This window comes from Citrobacter sp. Ce104 (assembly GCF_030334595.1).
Lineage (GTDB): Bacteria > Pseudomonadota > Gammaproteobacteria > Enterobacterales > Enterobacteriaceae > Citrobacter > Citrobacter europaeus.
Window position 1 is genome coordinate 51,132 of sequence record NZ_JAOWDP010000043.1, and the last position, 18,756, is coordinate 69,887.

Annotated in this window: 17 protein-coding genes; 11 read left to right on the plus strand and 6 right to left on the minus strand. The window is 53.8% G+C overall.

All coding sequences use genetic code 11. The annotated features are described in order from the left end of the window. The first annotated feature begins 3 nt into the window (after positions 1 to 3). The 3 genes from uvrD (at position 4) to corA (ending at position 3,531) form a co-directional block, all read left to right on the plus strand. A complete protein-coding gene (gene uvrD / locus OGW16_RS02370; RefSeq protein ID WP_003828957.1) occupies positions 4 to 2,166 on the plus strand; it encodes a DNA helicase II in 2,163 nt (720 codons plus the stop codon). 202 nt (positions 2,167 to 2,368) lie between these two features. Continuing rightward, the gene (gene ysgD, locus OGW16_RS02375; protein WP_212723238.1) at positions 2,369 to 2,425 is read left to right on the plus strand and encodes a YsgD/CorL family protein; all 57 of its coding nucleotides are present in this window, start codon (positions 2,369 to 2,371) and stop codon (positions 2,423 to 2,425) included. A 155-nt stretch (positions 2,426 to 2,580) separates the two neighbouring features. Next, positions 2,581 to 3,531: a magnesium/cobalt transporter CorA gene (corA, locus tag OGW16_RS02380; protein WP_003017920.1), complete on the plus strand. Its 951-nt coding sequence runs from the start codon at positions 2,581 to 2,583 to the stop codon at positions 3,529 to 3,531. A gap of 73 nt (positions 3,532 to 3,604) precedes the next feature. On the opposite strand, the gene rarD is transcribed toward corA, so the two are convergent. Next, entirely contained in the window at positions 3,605 to 4,498 is an 894-nt protein-coding gene (rarD, locus tag OGW16_RS02385; RefSeq protein ID WP_043018990.1) for an EamA family transporter RarD, read from the minus strand. A gap of 51 nt (positions 4,499 to 4,549) precedes the next feature. After that, positions 4,550 to 5,017, minus strand: a complete 468-nt coding sequence (gene yigI / locus OGW16_RS02390; protein WP_003017917.1) for an acyl-CoA thioesterase YigI — start codon at positions 5,015 to 5,017, stop codon at positions 4,550 to 4,552. Positions 5,018 to 5,306: 289 nt separating this feature from the next. Between yigI and pldA the strand changes: the two genes are divergently transcribed. From pldA to rhtC, 3 genes are all read left to right on the plus strand, one after another. Further along, positions 5,307 to 6,176 (plus strand): phospholipase A, encoded by an 870-nt coding sequence (pldA, locus tag OGW16_RS02395; RefSeq protein ID WP_047407588.1) that lies wholly within the window; start codon positions 5,307 to 5,309, stop codon positions 6,174 to 6,176. 88 nt (positions 6,177 to 6,264) lie between these two features. Beyond that, positions 6,265 to 8,094 carry an ATP-dependent DNA helicase RecQ gene (recQ, locus tag OGW16_RS02400; protein ID WP_043018992.1) on the plus strand — a complete coding sequence of 610 codons (1,830 nt, stop codon included), beginning with the start codon at positions 6,265 to 6,267 and terminating at the stop codon, positions 8,092 to 8,094. A 63-nt stretch (positions 8,095 to 8,157) separates the two neighbouring features. Continuing rightward, a complete protein-coding gene (gene rhtC / locus OGW16_RS02405; protein WP_003828942.1) occupies positions 8,158 to 8,778 on the plus strand; it encodes a threonine export protein RhtC in 621 nt (206 codons plus the stop codon). Between the two features lie 38 nt (positions 8,779 to 8,816). Here the strand turns inward: rhtC and OGW16_RS02410 are convergent, their stop codons facing one another. Both OGW16_RS02410 and rhtB read right to left on the minus strand, forming a co-directional pair. Further along, the gene (locus OGW16_RS02410) at positions 8,817 to 9,701 is read right to left on the minus strand and encodes an Rpn family recombination-promoting nuclease/putative transposase (RefSeq protein ID WP_087052395.1); all 885 of its coding nucleotides are present in this window, start codon (positions 9,699 to 9,701) and stop codon (positions 8,817 to 8,819) included. A gap of 162 nt (positions 9,702 to 9,863) precedes the next feature. After that, positions 9,864 to 10,484: a homoserine/homoserine lactone efflux protein gene (gene rhtB, locus OGW16_RS02415; RefSeq protein ID WP_003828938.1), complete on the minus strand. Its 621-nt coding sequence runs from the start codon at positions 10,482 to 10,484 to the stop codon at positions 9,864 to 9,866. A 110-nt stretch (positions 10,485 to 10,594) separates the two neighbouring features. Here rhtB and pldB point away from each other — a divergent pair, with 110 nt between their 5' ends. From pldB to OGW16_RS02430, 3 genes are all read left to right on the plus strand, one after another. Beyond that, positions 10,595 to 11,611, plus strand: coding sequence for a lysophospholipase L2 (pldB, locus tag OGW16_RS02420; RefSeq protein WP_043018994.1), 1,017 nt, complete (start codon positions 10,595 to 10,597; stop codon positions 11,609 to 11,611). Positions 11,612 to 11,626: 15 nt separating this feature from the next. Further along, a complete protein-coding gene (gene yigL / locus OGW16_RS02425) occupies positions 11,627 to 12,427 on the plus strand; it encodes a sugar/pyridoxal phosphate phosphatase YigL (RefSeq protein ID WP_008787091.1) in 801 nt (266 codons plus the stop codon). An 80-nt stretch (positions 12,428 to 12,507) separates the two neighbouring features. After that, positions 12,508 to 13,407 carry a carboxylate/amino acid/amine transporter gene (locus tag OGW16_RS02430; RefSeq protein WP_016157852.1) on the plus strand — a complete coding sequence of 300 codons (900 nt, stop codon included), beginning with the start codon at positions 12,508 to 12,510 and terminating at the stop codon, positions 13,405 to 13,407. On the opposite strand, the gene metR is transcribed toward OGW16_RS02430, so the two are convergent. Continuing rightward, entirely contained in the window at positions 13,295 to 14,248 is a 954-nt protein-coding gene (metR, locus tag OGW16_RS02435; RefSeq protein ID WP_043018995.1) for an HTH-type transcriptional regulator MetR, read from the minus strand. The two genes, OGW16_RS02430 and metR, sit on opposite strands and share 113 nt — an antisense overlap. Positions 14,249 to 14,483: 235 nt before the next feature. On the opposite strand from metR, the gene metE reads away from it, so the two are divergent. Beyond that, entirely contained in the window at positions 14,484 to 16,745 is a 2,262-nt protein-coding gene (gene metE / locus OGW16_RS02440) for a 5-methyltetrahydropteroyltriglutamate--homocysteine S-methyltransferase (protein ID WP_286517696.1), read from the plus strand. 96 nt (positions 16,746 to 16,841) lie between these two features. Here the strand turns inward: metE and OGW16_RS02445 are convergent, their stop codons facing one another. Continuing rightward, a complete protein-coding gene (locus tag OGW16_RS02445; RefSeq protein WP_286517698.1) occupies positions 16,842 to 17,648 on the minus strand; it encodes a dienelactone hydrolase family protein in 807 nt (268 codons plus the stop codon). A gap of 265 nt (positions 17,649 to 17,913) precedes the next feature. On the opposite strand from OGW16_RS02445, the gene udp reads away from it, so the two are divergent. Continuing rightward, entirely contained in the window at positions 17,914 to 18,675 is a 762-nt protein-coding gene (gene udp, locus OGW16_RS02450; protein ID WP_286517701.1) for a uridine phosphorylase, read from the plus strand. The last annotated feature ends 81 nt before the right edge of the window (positions 18,676 to 18,756 follow it).

Genomic DNA, 18,756 nt, shown 5'->3' on the forward strand with positions numbered 1-18,756 from the left:
CCAATGGACGTTTCTTACCTGCTCGACAGCCTTAATGATAAACAGCGTGAAGCGGTGGCCGCGCCACGCAGCAACATGCTGGTTCTGGCAGGCGCGGGGAGTGGTAAAACGCGCGTGCTGGTGCACCGTATCGCCTGGTTACTGACGGTTGAGAACAACTCGCCGTACTCCATTATGGCGGTGACTTTTACCAACAAAGCGGCGGCGGAAATGCGCCACCGTATTGGTCAGATCATGGGAACCAGCCAGGGCGGTATGTGGGTGGGTACATTCCACGGTCTGGCGCACCGTCTGCTGCGCGCGCACCATATGGATGCAAACTTGCCGCAGGATTTCCAGATCCTCGACAGCGAAGACCAACTGCGTTTGCTTAAGCGTCTGATCAAGGCGATGAACCTTGATGAGAAGCAGTGGCCACCGCGTCAGGCGATGTGGTTCATCAATAGCCAGAAAGACGAAGGTCTGCGTCCGCATCATCTGCAAAGCTACGGTAACCCGGTTGAGCAAACCTGGCAGAAAGTGTATCAGGCTTACCAGGAAGCGTGTGACCGCGCGGGGCTGGTGGATTTCGCCGAGCTGCTGCTGCGCGCTCATGAACTGTGGCTTAACAAGCCGCATATCCTGCAGCACTACCGCGAACGCTTTACCAATATCCTGGTGGACGAATTCCAGGATACCAACAACATTCAGTACGCGTGGATCCGCCTGCTGGCGGGCGATACCGGCAAAGTGATGATCGTGGGTGATGACGATCAGTCGATCTACGGCTGGCGCGGAGCGCAGGTGGAAAACATCCAGCGCTTCCTCACGGATTTCCCGGGCGCAGAAACCATTCGTCTGGAGCAGAACTACCGTTCGACCAACAACATCCTCAGCGCGGCTAACGCCCTGATTGAAAACAATAATGGGCGTCTGGGTAAAAAGCTGTGGACTGATGGCGTTGATGGCGAACCGATCTCGCTTTACTGCGCGTTCAACGAACTCGATGAAGCGCGCTTTGTGGTCAATCGTATCAAAACCTGGCAGGACAACGGCGGTGCGCTGGAACAATGCGCCATTCTGTATCGCAGCAACGCCCAGTCGCGCGTACTGGAAGAGGCGCTGTTACAAGCCAGCATGCCGTATCGGATCTATGGCGGGATGCGCTTCTTCGAACGCCAGGAAATCAAAGATGCGCTCTCTTACCTGCGCCTGATCGCTAATCGCAATGACGACGCCGCGTTTGAACGCGTGGTGAATACGCCAACCCGCGGGATTGGCGATCGTACTTTAGATGTGGTGCGTCAGACCTCTCGTGACCGTCAGCTAACGCTGTGGCAGGCCTGTCGTGAGCTGCTGCAGGAAAAAGCTCTCGCGGGTCGCGCCGCCAGCGCCTTACAGCGCTTTATGGAGCTGATTGACGCACTGGCCCAGGAGACCGCGGATATGCCGCTGCACGTGCAGACTGACCGGGTGATTAAAGACTCCGGCCTGCGCATGATGTACGAGCAGGAAAAAGGCGAGAAGGGCCAGACGCGTATCGAAAACTTAGACGAATTGGTGACGGCAACGCGCCAGTTCAGCTACAACGAAGAAGACGAAGACTTAATGCCGCTGCAGGCGTTTCTGTCTCACGCCGCGCTGGAAGCAGGCGAAGGGCAAGCGGATACCTGGCAGGACGCGGTACAGCTGATGACGCTGCACTCGGCGAAAGGTCTGGAATTCCCGCAGGTGTTTATCGTGGGGATGGAAGAAGGCATGTTCCCCAGCCAGATGTCGCTGGACGAAGGTGGTCGCCTCGAAGAAGAGCGCCGCCTGGCTTACGTTGGCGTGACCCGCGCGATGCAAAAGCTGACGCTGACCTACGCCGAAACGCGTCGTCTGTACGGCAAAGAGGTTTACCATCGTCCGTCGCGCTTTATCGGCGAACTGCCGGAAGCGTGCGTTGAAGAGGTTCGCCTGCGCGCCACGGTCAGCCGTCCGGTGAGCCATCAGCGGATGGGCACGCCAATGGCGGAAAACGATACCGGCTACAAGCTCGGTCAGCGCGTGCGCCATGCTAAATTTGGCGAGGGCACCATCGTCAACCTGGAAGGAAGCGGCGAGCACAGTCGTTTGCAGGTCGCGTTCCAGGGGCAGGGGATCAAATGGCTGGTAGCGGCCTACGCCAGACTGGAAACGGTTTAATCGGTTCGGCTTTGCCGGATAAGGCCAAGCCGACATCCGGCAACCTGTCGGTTAATATTCTGAAATCATAGATAAATAATTCCCCTCTGCTAACCTTTCTGTATAAGGGGAAATTATTACTTTTTCGCCATCCGTTGCGTGTTGACGTCAAAATTTTGCTGGCGTAACATGCGCGCACGATTACGCTAAGAGGACATTCGCCTTGGACACACCCAGTAGATACTGGCTCATTATCCTGTCATCCAGGATCAACTCCTAAGGCTATCCCTTTTTGCTGATAGCCTTCGCGGTTGTCAGCGACCTTCTGTTTTTTTCCCGTCGCGCTGAGTCAGGCTGTTTAATGGTCTGAAACCCAATTTGTTTCTGTGTGCCCTCCGAACTGTCCGATAATTTTTTGCATTGGGAGTCCCGGTCATGCTGAGCGCATTTCAACTGGAAAACAATCGTTTAACTCGCCTTGAGGCAGACGAGATCGAGCACCTGGCCAGTTCGGTTTGGGTCGATTTAGTCGAGCCGGATGACGAAGAACGAAACCGTGTGCAAAAGGACTTGGGCCAGAATCTGGCTACGCGCCCTGAACTGGAAGACATCGAAGCATCCGCACGTTTTTTTGAAGACGAAGACGGTCTGCACATTCACTCCTTCTTCTTTTATGAAGATGCCGACGATCACGCGGGTAACTCAACCGTCGCATTTACCATTCGCGAAGGCCGCCTGTTTACCCTGCGCGAGCGCGAACTGCCGGCTTTCCGCCTGTACCGCATGCGTGCGCGTAATCAGGCGATGGTGGATGGCAACGCCTACGAGCTGCTGCTTGACCTGTTCGAAACCAAAATTGAACAGTTGGCGGATGAGATCGAAAACATCTACAGCGACCTGGAAAAACTCAGCCGTGTGATCATGGAAGGGCGTCAGGGCGATGAATATGACGAAGCGCTGTCGACGCTGGCGGAACTGGAAGATATCGGCTGGAAGGTTCGTCTGTGTCTGATGGATACCCAGCGCGCGCTAAACTTCCTGGTGCGTAAAGCGCGTTTGCCGGGCAGTCAGCTGGAGCAGGCGCGTGAGATCCTGCGCGATATCGAATCCCTGCTGCCGCACAATGAATCGCTGTTCCAGAAGGTTAACTTCCTGATGCAAGCGGCGATGGGCTTTATCAATATCGAGCAGAACCGCATCATCAAGATCTTCTCGGTGGTCTCTGTGGTGTTCCTGCCGCCGACGCTGGTGGCTTCCAGCTACGGGATGAACTTTGAATTCATGCCGGAACTGCACTGGAGCTTCGGTTATCCAGGAGCGATTGTCTTTATGATGCTCGCGGGTCTGGCGCCGTATCTGTACTTTAAGCGCAAGAACTGGCTGTAATGGCTGTGACTTATCCGACCTACGGAGATGTGCTTTTGTAGGTCGGATAAGCGAAGCGCCATCCGGCAATCTTCTAGCTTCGACGAACCCGTCGTTGCGTATAAATCGCATCCATCACGAAAATCGCCAGCGCTACCCAGATAAACGCAAACGTGACCATTTTATCCGCTCCCGGAACTTCACCGTAAAAGGTGACTGCCAGCAGGAACATCAACGTAGGTCCGATATACTGGAAGAAACCCAGCGTTGAAAGACGCAGACGGGTTGCCGCGCCGGTAAAGCACAGCAGCGGAATGGTGGTCACGACGCCCGCAGCAATCAGCAGCAGGTTAAGCGACATGGGATTTTGCCCCATATGGCTGGTTGAGCTGTCCGCAATGCCAAACAGATAGATGGCCGCAACGGGTAAAAGCCACAGGGTTTCGATCAGCATGCCAGTTTGTGCTTCGACGGCAATCTTCTTGCGCACCAGGCCATAGAAGGCAAAGCTGAACGCGAGTCCCAGCGCGATTATTGGCAGCGATCCAAAGGTCCACAGCTGCACCAGTACACCGCAGGCGGCTAACAGTACCGCCAGCCACTGCATGCGACGAAAGCGCTCGCCGAGGAATAACATTCCCAGCACAATATTCACCAGCGGGTTGATAAAATAACCCAGGCTGGCTTCCAGCATATGGTGATTATTGACCGCCCAAATGAACAGCAGCCAGTTTCCGCCGATGAGCACGGCAGAGAGCGCCAGCAGGAAAATCTTCTTTGGCGTTTGTAGTAGCGTTTTGACGCCCGACCACTGGCGACTGATGCTCATCAGTACCACCATAAAGAAAAACGACCAGATGACGCGGTGCGTCAGGATCTCATCTGCCGGGACATAGTAAATCAGCTTGAAGTAGGCAGGAGCGATACCCCAAATAAAATAAGCAGCAAGAGCGAGTAACACGCCCTGCCGCGTTTGTTTAGCATCCATCGGGAAAACTCATTGCAGAAATGTAACAGCAGTTTACCTTTTTTTGGACACTTACCCCACCATATAAGTGGCGGTTGCGCTGGCAATATAAAGTTGTTCTTCGTTATGCAATTCCACGCGCGCAACGGCGACTTTATTACCCGCCCGCAGCAGGCTACTGGTGGCGGTAAAGCGATTCCCTCTTCCCGGACGCAGGTAATCAACGCGTAAATCGATTGTCCCCATACGTGACATCCGCTGACGCAGCTCATCCTCGCTGATCGTTTCATGGCGGGTCAGCGTACTCCCAACGCACACCAGCCCAGCAGCGACGTCCAGCGCCGAGGCGATCACGCCGCCATGCAGAATGCTTTGCGCCCAGTTGCCGACCATCATCGGTTGGTTATTAAAGGCTAATTGAGCAAATTCTTTCTCATAGCGTTCAAGCTCCAGTCCCAGCGCCCGATTAAACGGCATATGATAGACAAACATTTCACCCACTAACTTCAGCGCTTCCTCAGCAGTAAGTACGGCAGACATACGATCCCTACACCTCAATGGTTAATGAAATGTTGATATTATGCTTATTATTTGTTGTTTTCTACTTTAAGACCGGATGACTAACGAGGAAATCGCTAAGTATGTATACCCGTCATACTTCAAGTTGCATGTGCGTTGGCAGCGTCTGCTCACCCCAGTCACTTACTTTAGTAAGCTCCTGGGGTTTACAGACTTGCCGCCTTCCTGCAATTTGAATTATTTAGGGTATAGAATGCTTGCCAGATAATTATACAATTCATCAATATTTTGGTTCAGGAGAACATTACCGATGCGGGCGATTCTGGGATGGTTACTACCAGCAGTCATGCTGCCGTTGACCGCTTATGCGCAGGAAGCGACAGTGAAAGAGATTCATGATGCACCGGCGGTTCGCGGCAGTATTATCGCTAACATGCTGCAGGAACATGACAATCCTTTCACGCTTTACCCTTATGACACCAACTATCTCATCTACACCAATACCAGCGACATGAACAAAGAGGCGATCAGCAGCTATAGCTGGTCCGAAAATGCGCGCAAAGATGAGGTTAAGTTTCAGCTAAGCCTGGCGTTTCCGCTCTGGCGTGGGATATTAGGGCCGAATTCGGTACTCGGCGGCTCTTATACCCAAAAGTCATGGTGGCAGCTTTCGAACAGTGAAGAGTCCTCACCGTTTCGCGAGACCAACTATGAACCGCAATTGTTCCTTGGTTTTGCCACCGACTATCGCTTTGCCGGTTGGACGCTCCGTGATATCGAAATGGGTTATAACCATGACTCCAACGGCCGTTCCGATCCTACTTCGCGTAGCTGGAACCGCCTGTATACCCGCCTGATGGCAGAAAACGGCAACTGGCTGGTGGAAGTAAAGCCGTGGTACGTCATTGGCAGTACCGATGATAACCCCGACATCACCAAATATATGGGCTACTATCAGTTGAAAATGGGCTATCACCTGGGTGACGCGGTCATCAGTGTGAAAGGCCAGTACAACTGGAATACCGGCTATGGCGGCGCAGAGCTTGGTGCCAGCTATCCTATTACGAAACATGTGCGTCTTTACACCCAGGTGTACAGCGGTTACGGCGAATCGCTGATTGACTACAACTTCAATCAGACTCGTGTTGGCGTGGGTGTGATGCTCAACGATATCTTCTGACAGATATTGAGAGTATTTTAATCATTGCAGTTTCTCTCTCAGGCGCTGAAAATAGCGCCTGTTTTTATTTCAGGCTAATGGGGTTAATGTGGCGCAGGCGGAAGTGTTGAATCTGGAAATGGGCGCTAAACAGGTTTTGCAGGAAACCTTTGGCTACCAACAGTTTCGCCCCGGTCAGGAAGAAATCATTGATACCGTGATCTCTGGTCGCGACTGCCTGGTCGTTATGCCGACCGGTGGCGGTAAATCCCTGTGCTATCAAATTCCCGCATTATTGCTTAACGGGCTCACCGTTGTTGTTTCTCCGCTGATTTCCCTGATGAAAGATCAGGTCGATCAACTGCTGGCCAACGGCGTGGCGGCTGCATGTCTGAACTCCACCCAAAGTCGTGAGCAGCAGCTTGAGGTCATGGCAGGTTGTCGCAGCGGGCAGATTCGCTTGTTGTACATTGCGCCAGAACGTCTGATGCTGGATAACTTCCTTGAAAATCTGGCGCACTGGAATCCGGTATTGCTGGCCGTTGATGAAGCGCACTGTATCTCGCAGTGGGGGCATGATTTCCGCCCGGAATACGCCGCGCTGGGACAGTTGCGCCAGCGTTTCCCGAGCCTGCCGTTTGTGGCGCTGACCGCAACGGCGGATGAAACCACCCGGCTGGATATTGTGCGTCTGCTGGGGCTCAACGATCCGTTAATTCAGATCAGCAGCTTTGACCGCCCGAATATTCGCTACATGCTGATGGAGAAATTTAAGCCGCTCGATCAGCTGATGCGCTACGTGCAAGAGCAGCGCGGTAAGTCTGGAATTATCTACTGCAACAGCCGCGCCAAAGTTGAAGATACCGCCGCGCGTTTGCAAAGCCGGGGTATCAGCGCCGGGGCTTATCATGCCGGGCTGGAAAACGCCGTACGCGCTGAAGTGCAGGAGAAATTCCAGCGCGATGACCTGCAAATCGTGGTAGCGACCGTGGCGTTCGGTATGGGAATCAACAAACCTAACGTACGCTTCGTGGTGCATTTCGATATTCCGCGCAATATCGAATCCTATTACCAGGAAACAGGCCGTGCCGGACGTGACGGCCTGCCAGCGGAAGCGATGCTGTTTTACGATCCGGCGGATATGGCATGGTTGCGCCGTTGCCTTGAAGAGAAACCCGCAGGACAGCTACTGGATATTGAACGGCACAAGCTCAATGCGATGGGGGCATTTGCCGAGGCGCAAACCTGTCGTCGTCTGGTGCTGCTGAACTATTTTGGCGAAGGGCGGCAGGAGCCCTGTGGTAACTGCGACATCTGCCTCGATCCGCCAAAACAGTACGACGGACTTATGGATGCGCGCAAAGCGCTGTCGACTATCTACCGTGTGAATCAACGCTTTGGTATGGGTTACGTCGTGGAGGTTCTGCGCGGAGCGAATAACCAGCGTATTCGCGAACTGGCCCATGACAAGCTGCCGGTCTATGGCATTGGCCGTGAGCAAAGCCATGAACATTGGGTTAGCGTTATTCGCCAGCTTATTCATCTTGGTCTGGTGACGCAGAATATTGCCCATCACTCCGCGTTACAGCTAACTGAAGCCGCGCGCCCGGTGCTGCGTGGTGACGTTGCGCTACAGCTTGCGGTACCGCGTATTGTGGCGCTGAAACCGCGTGCGATGCAGAAATCCTTCGGTGGCAACTATGACCGCAAACTGTTCGCCAAATTGCGTAAGCTGCGTAAAGCCATTGCCGATGAAGAGAATATCCCGCCGTATGTCGTCTTTAACGACGCCACGTTGATTGAAATGGCCGAGCAGATGCCGGTTTCGCCGAGCGAAATGCTGAGCGTCAACGGCGTGGGGATGCGTAAACTTGAGCGTTTTGGCAAAGAGTTTATGGCGCTTATTCGTGCGCACGTTGATGGTGACGACGAAGAGTAGTCAGCCGGGCAAAAAAGTGCCAGGATGGTGACTCACTGAACTATTCCCCCGCGAGTCATTGTTATGTTAACGCTATTTTTCACCGTTGCGTTGGTGCATATCGTTGCGCTGATGAGCCCCGGCCCCGATTTTTTCTTTGTTTCTCAAACTGCGGTTAGTCGTTCGCGCAAAGAAGCTATGATGGGCGTGCTGGGTATTACCTGTGGCGTCATGGTCTGGGCTGGCGTGGCGCTGCTCGGCCTGCATCTGATTATCGAAAAAATGGCCTGGCTGCACACCATTATTATGGTGGGCGGGGGGCTGTATCTGTGCTGGATGGGTTATCAGATGCTGCGCGGCGCGTTTAAAAAACAGGATGTTGCGGCTCCCACTCCGCAGGTGGAGCTGGCGCAGAGCGGACGCAGCTTTTTGAAAGGTCTGCTGACCAATCTGGCGAACCCTAAAGCCATTATCTATTTTGGCTCCGTATTCTCATTGTTCGTTGGCGACAACGTGGGCACGGGCGCGCGCTGGGGGATCTTTGCCCTGATCATCGTGGAAACACTGGCGTGGTTCACCGTGGTCGCCAGCCTGTTTGCACTGCCGAAAATGCGTCGTGGCTATCAGCGTCTGGCGAAGTGGATTGATGGTTTTGCCGGCGCGCTGTTTGCAGGCTTCGGTATCCATCTGATTATTTCGCGCTAAATTTGTTACCCGCCTGGGCGTCCCAGGCGGAATGCGGTTTATTGCGCAAGTTTCTGTAGTTCATCCTTCGAAAGGCCGGTCATTTCCATAATCGCATCGGTATCGAGACCCCGTTTGAGCATTGCTTTTGCTACATCAGTAAGGGCAAGGCGCCTCCCTTCTTCACGGCCTATCTGTTTTAGTTGATCCGCCATTGTCATCAGTTTGTCTCCATGCTGCGGCACACGCTGTGCCAGCTTATACAATAATGTCTGAACATCTTGTGTATTCCCTGCTTGCACCATGTAGTTTACCAGCACGGTTATTTGTTGTCCGCTCATCTTCTCCAGCATAAACAGACGGGTAAGTTTATCCAGCAGCTGCGCCATGTCGCGCTGGCGAATGTGTTTTTGTACTAATGTCAGCGCTGCCATACTGCGATGCTGCATGATCTCATCATCTGGAATAACCGTCACATCCACCAACGGGAACGGTGCGCTGTAAAGTTGAAGGGCAGTACCCGAATCCTCAAAGTGATCCAGCCAGTTCATCGAACCTTGCCAGGGGCTTTGCTTGCCATGGTAAAAGAGCACAGGAATAACCAGCGGTAATGTGTCGTTTCCCGCCTCAAGATGACGTTGCATCGCGGCGATAGCGTAGCGCATCAGGCGAAATGACATATGTTTGTCCGGTGAGCTTTGATGCTCAATGAGCACATGTACATAGCCATGCCCGCTGGTGGTTTCCAGTGAGTAGAGAATATCGCTGAAATAGGGGCGCAGATCGTCCTCCACAAAGCTGCCTGATTCCTGGCGGAGCGTTTCCAGCTTGCAGATTTTGATTAACGAGGGTGGAAGATGAAGTTCAATAAAGTCCCGCGCGGTTTCCACGCGGGAGAGGAAGGTCTTAAATACTGAATCATGTGGTGTCGTTGCTTCCGCCATCGTCCATCATCCGTGAGTGGTGAATGTGGCAGCATTCTGGCATTAGCAATCAACGTCTAACAGTGCAGAATGAAAGACTTTTCTCCCTTTGCGGCGAAGTACGAACAGTCATGTTCAGACGCTCTTACAGTTAGCATTTCATTGCGAGCGTTGTTCCATTTGCTAGGCATGCCTTGCCGATGCCAGCAGAGCGCCTATCAGCATAAATAGCGAGCCAAACACTTTGTTGAGCGCCTTCATTTGCTTTGGTCCTTTAATCCAGCCTGCAATGCGCGTGGCCAGCGTCGCGTAACCGATCATCACAATGATATCGACCACGATGGTCGTAACGCCAAGCACCACGTACTGCATCAGCTGTGGTTCCTGCGGCAGGATAAACTGCGGGAACAGAGCGGCAAGAAAAACAATGCTTTTGGGGTTGGTCAGATTAACAAAGACTGCGCGTTTGAACAGGCGGCTGCGCGATTGCGTATTCGCCATGGTATTCAGATCGATAGCGCCCGCCGCGCGCCACTGCTGGATACCCAGCCAAATCAGATAGGCCGCTCCCGCCCACTTCAGCACCTCAAATGCGATCACCGAACGTGAGAATAGCGTTCCCAGTCCTACGCCAACCAGAACGATATGAATGCCCAACCCGGTCTGTAAACCCGCAATCGACGCGCTTGCACCGCGATAGCCGTGACTGATGGCGGTGGTCATGGTGTTGATTGCGCCAGAGCCTGGAGACAAGCTCAAAATAATAGAGGTCAGCAGGTAGGCGAACCACCATTCAAAGGTCATGAGAAACTCCCGGATTGTCTATTTTTATGCCACAATACTCTACTGCCGTTAGGTTGTGCCAGCGACGGCGAAAAAAACGATTTTACTTGGTCAGCGAGGCTGGATACCCGATGTTTCAGCAGCAAAAAGACTGGGAAACAAGAGAAAACGCGTTTGCTGCTTTTTCCATGGGGCCACTGACAGATTTCTGGCGTCAGCGGGAAGAAGCGGAATTTACGGGCGTGGATAATATCCCCGTACATTTTGTTCGTTTTCATGCAGAAAAAAACGATCGCGTCATCGTCGTCTGTCCTGGACGCATTGAAAGCTACGTGAAATACGCTGAACTGGCGTATGACCTGTTTCACTCTGGTTTTGACGTCCTCATTATCGATCACCGTGGGCAGGGCCGTTCCGGGCGTATGCTTTCGGATCCGCATCGTGGTCATGTCGATAACTTTAATGACTATGTCGATGATTTAACCGCCTTCTGGCAGCAGGAAGTGCTACCCGGTCCGTGGAGAAAACGCTATATACTGGCGCATTCTATGGGCGGTGCGATTGCCACATTGTTCCTGCAGCGCCACCCGAATCAGTGTGATGCTATCGCGCTTTGTGCGCCGATGTTTGGTATTGTGATGCGCTTTCCCGACTGGATGGTGCGCCATATTCTGGACTGGGCTGAAGGGCATCCGCGGATCCGCGAAGGCTATGCGATGGGAACCGGGCGCTGGCGGGCGCTGCCATTCGGTATGAATGCGTTAACGCATAGTCGACAGCGCTATCGGCGCAATCTGCGCTTCTATGCGGATGAGCCGCGACTGCGCGTTGGCGGCCCCACCTACCACTGGGTTCGTGAAGGTATTCTGGCAGGCGAACAGGTTCTGGCCGGAGCAGGAGACGACGCGACGCCGACGCTGCTGATTCAGGCTGAAGAAGAGCGGGTGGTAGATAACCGCATGCACGATCGTTTTTGTGAACTCCGCGCCGCAGCAGGCCATCCTGTAGAAGGGGGGCAGCCGCTTGTCATCAAAGGCGCGTACCATGAGATCCTTTTTGAAAAGGACGCAATGCGCTCAGTCGCGCTTAACGCTATTGTCGAATTCTTCGACAAGCATAACTCATCCAGCGGAACCCGCTTTGCCTAGAGGTTGAATTTTCTTATGTATCAGGTTGTTGCGTCTGATTTAGACGGTACGCTGCTTTCTCCCGACCATACTTTGTCCCCTTATGCCAAAGAGACGCTGAAGTTATTGACCGCTCGCGGCGTTAACTTCGTGTTTGCGACAGGCCGTCATCATGTTGATGTGGGGCAAATTCGCGATAACCTCGGCATTAAAACCTACATGATCACGTCTAACGGCGCGCGCGTGCATGATTCTGACGGGAATCTGGTGTTTTCGCATAATCTGGATCGCGACATTGCCAGCGACCTGTTTGGCGTAGTGAATGCAAATCCGGACATCGTGACCAACGTTTATCGCGATGATGAGTGGTTTATGAACCGCCACCGGCCGGACGAAATGCGCTTTTTTAAAGAAGCGGTATTTAACTATTCCCTGTTTGAACCTGCGTTACTGGAGCCTGAAGGCGTCAGCAAAGTGTTCTTCACCACCGATTCTCACGAAAGGCTGCTGCCGCTGGAGCAGGCGATTAACGCCCGCTGGGGCGATCGTGTCAACGTCAGCTTTTCTACGCTTACCTGTCTGGAAGTCATGGCTGGCGGCGTATCGAAAGGTCATGCGCTGGAAGCGGTAGCGAAAGCGATGGGCTACAGCCTGAAAGACTGCATCGCTTTTGGCGATGGGATGAACGACGCGGAAATGCTCTCCATGGCAGGTAAAGGCTGCATCATGGGCAACGCCCACCAGCGCCTGAAGGATCTGCACCCGGAACTGGAAGTCATTGGTCTTAATGCCGACGATGCCGTCCCGCACTATCTGCGTGAGCTGTTTTTGCAATAACTTTGTTGTTCGTTAGTTGACCAGTCGTCAACTAAAAACTTCGCTACAATGGGTGTACCTTCTGTTAAGAGACATCCATTGTGGCGTTACTCATCATTACCACAATTCTGTGGGCCTTTTCCTTTAGCCTGTTTGGCGAGTACCTTGCCGGTCATGTCGATAGCTATTTTGCGGTGCTGGTGCGTGTTGGGCTGGCGGCGCTGGTGTTCCTGCCGTTTCTACGTACCCGTGGTCACAGCGTAAAAACGATCGCGTTGTATATGCTGGTGGGGGCCATGCAGCTTGGTATCATGTATATGCTGAGTTTTCACGCCTATCTGTACCTGACGGTTTCAGAACTGCTGCTCTTTACCGTGCTGACGCCGCTCTACATTACGCTGATTTACGATCTGATGAGTGGACGTCGTCTGCGCTGGAGCTATGCCTTCAGTGCGTTGCTGGCGGTGATTGGCGCAGGGATCATTCGTTACGATCAGGTGACCAGTCACTTCTGGACCGGCCTGCTGCTGGTGCAGTTGTCCAATATCAGCTTTGCCATTGGTATGGTGGGCTATAAACGTCTGATGGAAACGCGGCCAATGCCGCAGCACAACGCCTTTGCCTGGTTTTATATGGGCGCCTTTATGGTGGCAGTAGTTGCCTGGTTCATGCTGGGTAATGCGCAGAAAATGCCTGCAACTACGCTACAGTGGGGAATTCTGGTATTTCTTGGCGTGGCGGCGTCCGGCATTGGTTACTTTATGTGGAACTATGGCGCGACCCAGGTGGATGCGGGTACGCTGGGTATCATGAACAATATGCATGTGCCGGCCGGGCTGTTGGTTAATCTGGCTATCTGGCATCAACAGCCTCACTGGCCAAGCTTCATCATTGGGGCGGCTGTGATAGTGGCCTCACTGTGGGTACATCGAAAGTGGGTCGTTCCGCACTCCGTACAAACGGCAGGTGATCGCAGGCGTGATTCCGCGCTGAGCGAATAAACGCTTCTGTGACCGGCTGTCGCTGCTCGCCATCACGTACGGCGGCGTACAGTCGGCTCCACAATCCATCGCCCAGAGTTTTAGTCACCACCAGACCCTGGCGTTCAAAACTCTCCACCACCCAGTGTGGTAAAGCCGCAATACCCATTCTGGCTGCAACCATCTGAATCAGCAGCAGGGTGTTATCCACGCTCTTTAGCGAAGGACTCACGCCCGCAGGCTGCAGGAAGTGTCGCCAGACATCCAGTCGACTCCGTTGCACCGGGTAAATAAGCAGCGTCTCGCTGGCTAAATCCTCCGGCGTAATTTGCGTTTTGTTGGCCAGCGGATGGTCCGGCGCCAATATCAGACGGACTTCAAAATCGAACATCGGCGAGTAGTGCAATCCGCTGCGCGGCAGGATGTCGGAGGTTAACACCAGATCCAGCTCGTCCTGCTGTAGCGCCGGTTGCGGATCGAACGTCACGCCGGATTTAAAGTCCATCTCCACCTGCGGCCAGTTGGCACGAAAATTCTCCAGCGCGGGCGTCAGCCACTGGATACAGCTGTGGCATTCAATCGCGATTCGCAGCCGGGTTTGCTGTGGTTCGTTGCAAGCCTGCAGCGCACGACCAATTTGCGGCAACACCTGATTAGCTAACTGCAGCAGGATTTCCCCCTGCGGCGTAAAGCGCAGAGGCTGGCTTTTACGGATAAAAAGTCGAAAGCCAAGGCGCTGCTCCAGATCGCTGAACTGGTGAGAAAGGGCGGATTGGGTCTGATGCAACGTTGCCGCTGCGGCTGCCAGAGAACCACTATTCCGCAACGCCTGTAGCGTTTTCAGGTGTTTAATCTCGATCATGAAAGTCCTTCACTTCGGCATGAACAAATTGCGCTTGAGGAATATACAGTAACCGCCAATTATGGATGTGTAAACATCTGGACGGCTAAAATCCTTCGTCTTTTAAATTTATGGTGCGTTGGCTTCGTTTCCCCACCTCAGTCACTTACTTCAGTAAGCTCCTGGGGATGAGTAAACTTGCCGCCTTCCCTAAATTCAAAATCCATAGGATTTACATATAATTAGAGGAAGAAAAATGACAATATTGAATCACACCCTCGGTTTCCCTCGCGTTGGCCTGCGTCGCGAGTTGAAGAAAGCGCAAGAAAGCTACTGGGCGGGAAATTCCTCCCGTGAAGATTTGCTGACAGTTGGCCGCGAGCTGCGTGCCCGCCACTGGGAGCAGCAAAAGCAGGCGGGGGTTGACCTGCTGCCGGTGGGCGATTTTGCCTGGTACGATCACGTCCTGACCACCAGTCTGTTGCTCGGCAACGTTCCGGCTCGTCATCAAAATAAAGATGGCTCTGTCGATATCGACACCTTATTCCGCATTGGTCGTGGCCGCGCACCAACGGGTGAACCCGCGGCGGCGGCAGAAATGACCAAATGGTTTAACACCAACTATCACTACATGGTGCCCGAGTTCACCAAAGGTCAGCAGTTCAAACTGACCTGGACCCAACTGCTGGATGAAGTGGACGAAGCGCTGGCGCTCGGTCACAAGGTGAAGCCTGTGCTGTTGGGACCGGTAACTTATCTGTGGCTGGGGAAAGTGAAGGGCGAACAGTTTGACCGCCTGAGCCTGTTGAACGATATTCTGCCGGTTTACCAGCAGGTGCTGGCTGAGTTGGCGAAACGCGGTATTGAGTGGGTGCAGATTGATGAACCTGCTCTGGTACTGGAGCTGCCGCAAGCGTGGCTGGATGCTTTTAAACCGGCTTATGACGCCCTGCAAGGCCAGGTGAAGCTGCTACTGACCACCTACTTCGAAGGCGTAACGCCAAACCTGGATACCATTACCGCGCTGCCGGTGCAGGGGCTGCACGTTGACTTCGTGCACGGCAAAGATGATGTCGCCGAGCTGCATGAACGTCTGCCTGCCGACTGGCTGCTGTCAGCGGGTCTGGTGAACGGTCGCAACGTCTGGCGTGCCGATCTCAGCGAAAAATATGCGCAAATTAAAGATATCGTCGGGAAACGTGACCTGTGGGTGGCTTCCTCCTGCTCTCTGCTGCACAGCCCAATCGATCTCAGCGTGGAAACTCGCCTTGATGCAGAAGTGAAGAGCTGGTTTGCCTTCGCGCTGCAAAAATGTGGCGAGCTGGCGCTGCTGCGCGATGCGTTGAACAGCGGCGATACGGCGGCAATTGTGGAATGGAGCGCACCGATCCAGGCGCGTCGTCACTCTACCCGCGTACACAACGCCGCAGTGGAAAAACGTCTGGCGGCGATCACCGTCCAGGACAGCCAGCGCGCCAACGCTTATCCAGTTCGTGCCGAGGCACAGCGTGCCCGTTTTAATCTGCCGGCATGGCCGACCACGACTATCGGCTCATTCCCGCAAACCACCGAAATTCGTGGTCTGCGTCTGGACTTCAAAAAGGGCAACCTGGATGCCGGTAACTACCGCACCGGTATCGCAGAACATATCAAACAAGCGATCGTTGAACAGGAACGTCTGGGGCTCGATGTGCTAGTGCACGGTGAAGCCGAGCGTAACGACATGGTCGAGTACTTTGGCGAACACCTGGACGGTTTCGTCTTTACCCAAAACGGTTGGGTGCAGAGCTACGGCTCTCGCTGCGTGAAGCCGCCGGTGGTGATTGGCGATGTCAGCCGCCCGGAAGCGATCACCGTTGAGTGGGCGAAGTATGCCCAGTCGCTGACCGACAAACCGGTAAAAGGCATGCTGACGGGTCCGGTGACCATTCTCTGCTGGTCATTCCCGCGTGAAGACGTGACGCGTGAAACCATCGCTAAGCAGATTGCGCTGGCGCTGCGTGACGAGGTAGCGGATCTGGAAGCGGCGGGTATTGGCATCATCCAGATTGATGAACCGGCGCTGCGCGAAGGTCTGCCGCTGCGCCGCAGCGACTGGGCAGCGTATCTGGAGTGGGGCGTGGAAGCCTTCCGCATTAACGCGGCGGTGGCGAAGGATGAAACCCAGATCCACACCCACATGTGTTATTGCGAGTTCAATGACATCATGGATTCCATTGCGGCGCTGGACGCGGACGTGATCACCATTGAGACGTCACGCTCTGATATGGAACTGCTGGAATCGTTTGAAGAGTTCGACTATCCGAACGAAATCGGGCCGGGCGTATACGATATTCACTCGCCGAACGTCCCGAGCGTGGAGTGGATTGAAGCCCTGCTGAAGAAAGCCGAGCAGCGTATTCCGGCTGAGCGTCTGTGGGTGAACCCGGATTGCGGCCTGAAAACGCGCGGCTGGCCGGAAACGCGGGCGGCGCTGGCTAACATGGTCAAAGCAGCGCAGAATCTGCGTCAGGCGTAATTCGGTGCCCGGGAAGCGCTGGCGCTTGCCCGGGTTATTGGAAATCGCAACAGTTGTAGGCCCGGTAAGGTGTTACTGCCACCGGGCAATTAACGTTTATTTCTTCCCGCCGTATTGCGCGAACCACTCCAGCATCCTCTGCCAGCCGTCTTTCGCGGACTCTTCGTGATAGCTCGGGCGATAATCGGCGTTAAAAGCATGTCCGGCATCGGGATACACTACGATTTCCGCTTTTGCATTGGCGGCGCGCAGCGCCTGACGCATTGTTTCAACGGTATCTTGCGGAATACTGGTGTCCTGGCCGCCATACAGTCCCAGAACGGGGGCGTTAAGATCGGTCGCGATATCAACGGGATGTTTCGGCGAGTTGAGGGTTTTATCACCTACCAGCTTGCCGTACCACGCCACCGCCGCTTTTAACTGCGGATTATGTGCGGCATACAGCCAGGTGATGCGTCCACCCCAGCAGAATCCGGTGATCATCAACTGGTGGGCATCTCCTCCATTTCGCGATGCCCAACTGGCGACATGATCCAAATCGGCCAATACCTGAGAGTCAGGCACTTTGGCGACAAGACCGCTGAGTAGCGTAGGGATATCGGCAAAGTCATTGGGATCGCCTTCGCGAAAATAGAGTTCTGGTGCGATAGCCAGATACCCTTCCAGAGCCAGACGGCGGCAAACGTCACGAATGTGTTCATGAATGCCAAAAATTTCCTGCACGACAATAACCACGGGCAGGGGGCCATCGGTCTGTTTTGGTCGTGCGTGATACGCTGGCATATCATCGCCTTGTGACGGTATGGACGTTACCCCGGCGATAACTGCGTTATCCGGAGTGTGGACCGTGGTAGACGTCGGTGGAGATACAGCAGGTGCAAAGCCAGGTTGTCGTGTTGTCATGGTATTCTCCGTACCCTTAAATATTCAGCCAAAAAGCGCATTGTTAACTATAGACACATGCAACGAACCACATTGCCTTAAACGGTCTATCTTTTGTGCAAGGCTTCCTTACATCGCATCATTTATGTGATATGCATCACCATTTTATGGTAATTGAATGCAATTGATTTACATCATAGTGATGACTGTCACGAAAATATGTTTATGCCTTCGGTAAAGTGTGTTTTTGCTTCTTCTGACAAAACCGATTCACAGAGGAGTTTTTATGTCTAAGTCTGATGTTTTTCATCTCGGCCTCACTAAGAACGATTTACAAGGGGCTACGCTTGCTATCGTCCCTGGCGACCCGGAGCGTGTGGAAAAGATCGCCGCGCTGATGGATATGCCGGTTAAGCTGGCATCTCATCGCGAGTTCACTACCTGGCGTGCTGAGCTGGATGGTAAAGCCGTGATCGTGTGCTCTACCGGTATCGGCGGCCCGTCCACCTCTATTGCCGTAGAAGAACTGGCACAACTGGGCATTCGTACCTTCCTGCGTATCGGTACGACTGGCGCTATCCAGCCGCATATCAACGTGGGTGATGTACTGGTTACCACTGCATCTGTTCGTCTGGACGGTGCAAGCCTGCATTTCGCGCCAATGGAATTCCCGGCCGTTGCGGACTTCGAGTGCACCACCGCGCTGGTGGAAGCAGCGAAATCTATCGGCGCTACCACTCACGTGGGCGTTACCGCGTCTTCTGACACCTTCTATCCGGGACAGGAGCGTTATGACACCTTCTCTGGTCGCGTCGTGAGCCGTTTCAAAGGCTCAATGGAAGAGTGGCAGTCTATGGGCGTCATGAACTACGAAATGGAATCTGCGACGTTGCTGACCATGTGCGCAAGCCAGGGTCTGCGTGCCGGTATGGTTGCGGGTGTTATCGTGAACCGTACTCAGCAAGAGATCCCTAATGCGGAAACGATGAAACAAACGGAAAGCCACGCGGTGAAAATCGTGGTGGAAGCCGCGCGTCGTTTACTGTAATTCTCCCGTCTATTCAAAAAGGCCGACGCGTTCGGCCTTTTTATTTTGCGTAGTGCCTCGCAGGAAATTCCTTTTAAACTG

Bases quoted from the DNA above. Each gene is read 5' to 3' on its own strand.
- pldA (WP_047407588.1), top strand. From the start codon at position 5,307: ATGCGGGCGATTCTGGGATGGTTACTACCAGCAGTCATGCTGCCGTTG.
- corA (WP_003017920.1), top strand. From the start codon at position 2,581: ATGCTGAGCGCATTTCAACTGGAAAACAATCGTTTAACTCGCCTTGAG.
- OGW16_RS02410 (WP_087052395.1), bottom strand. From the start codon at position 9,701: ATGGCGGAAGCAACGACACCACATGATTCAGTATTTAAGACCTTCCTC.
- metR (WP_043018995.1), bottom strand. From the start codon at position 14,248: ATGATCGAGATTAAACACCTGAAAACGCTACAGGCGTTGCGGAATAGT.
- yigI (WP_003017917.1), bottom strand. From the start codon at position 5,017: ATGTCTGCCGTACTTACTGCTGAGGAAGCGCTGAAGTTAGTGGGTGAA.
- rarD (WP_043018990.1), bottom strand. From the start codon at position 4,498: ATGGATGCTAAACAAACGCGGCAGGGCGTGTTACTCGCTCTTGCTGCT.
- metE (WP_286517696.1), top strand. From the start codon at position 14,484: ATGACAATATTGAATCACACCCTCGGTTTCCCTCGCGTTGGCCTGCGT.
- udp (WP_286517701.1), top strand. From the start codon at position 17,914: ATGTCTAAGTCTGATGTTTTTCATCTCGGCCTCACTAAGAACGATTTA.
- pldB (WP_043018994.1), top strand. From the start codon at position 10,595: ATGTTTCAGCAGCAAAAAGACTGGGAAACAAGAGAAAACGCGTTTGCT.
- OGW16_RS02445 (WP_286517698.1), bottom strand. From the start codon at position 17,648: ATGACAACACGACAACCTGGCTTTGCACCTGCTGTATCTCCACCGACG.
- yigL (WP_008787091.1), top strand. From the start codon at position 11,627: ATGTATCAGGTTGTTGCGTCTGATTTAGACGGTACGCTGCTTTCTCCC.
- rhtB (WP_003828938.1), bottom strand. From the start codon at position 10,484: ATGACCTTTGAATGGTGGTTCGCCTACCTGCTGACCTCTATTATTTTG.
- rhtC (WP_003828942.1), top strand. From the start codon at position 8,158: ATGTTAACGCTATTTTTCACCGTTGCGTTGGTGCATATCGTTGCGCTG.
- uvrD (WP_003828957.1), top strand. From the start codon at position 4: ATGGACGTTTCTTACCTGCTCGACAGCCTTAATGATAAACAGCGTGAA.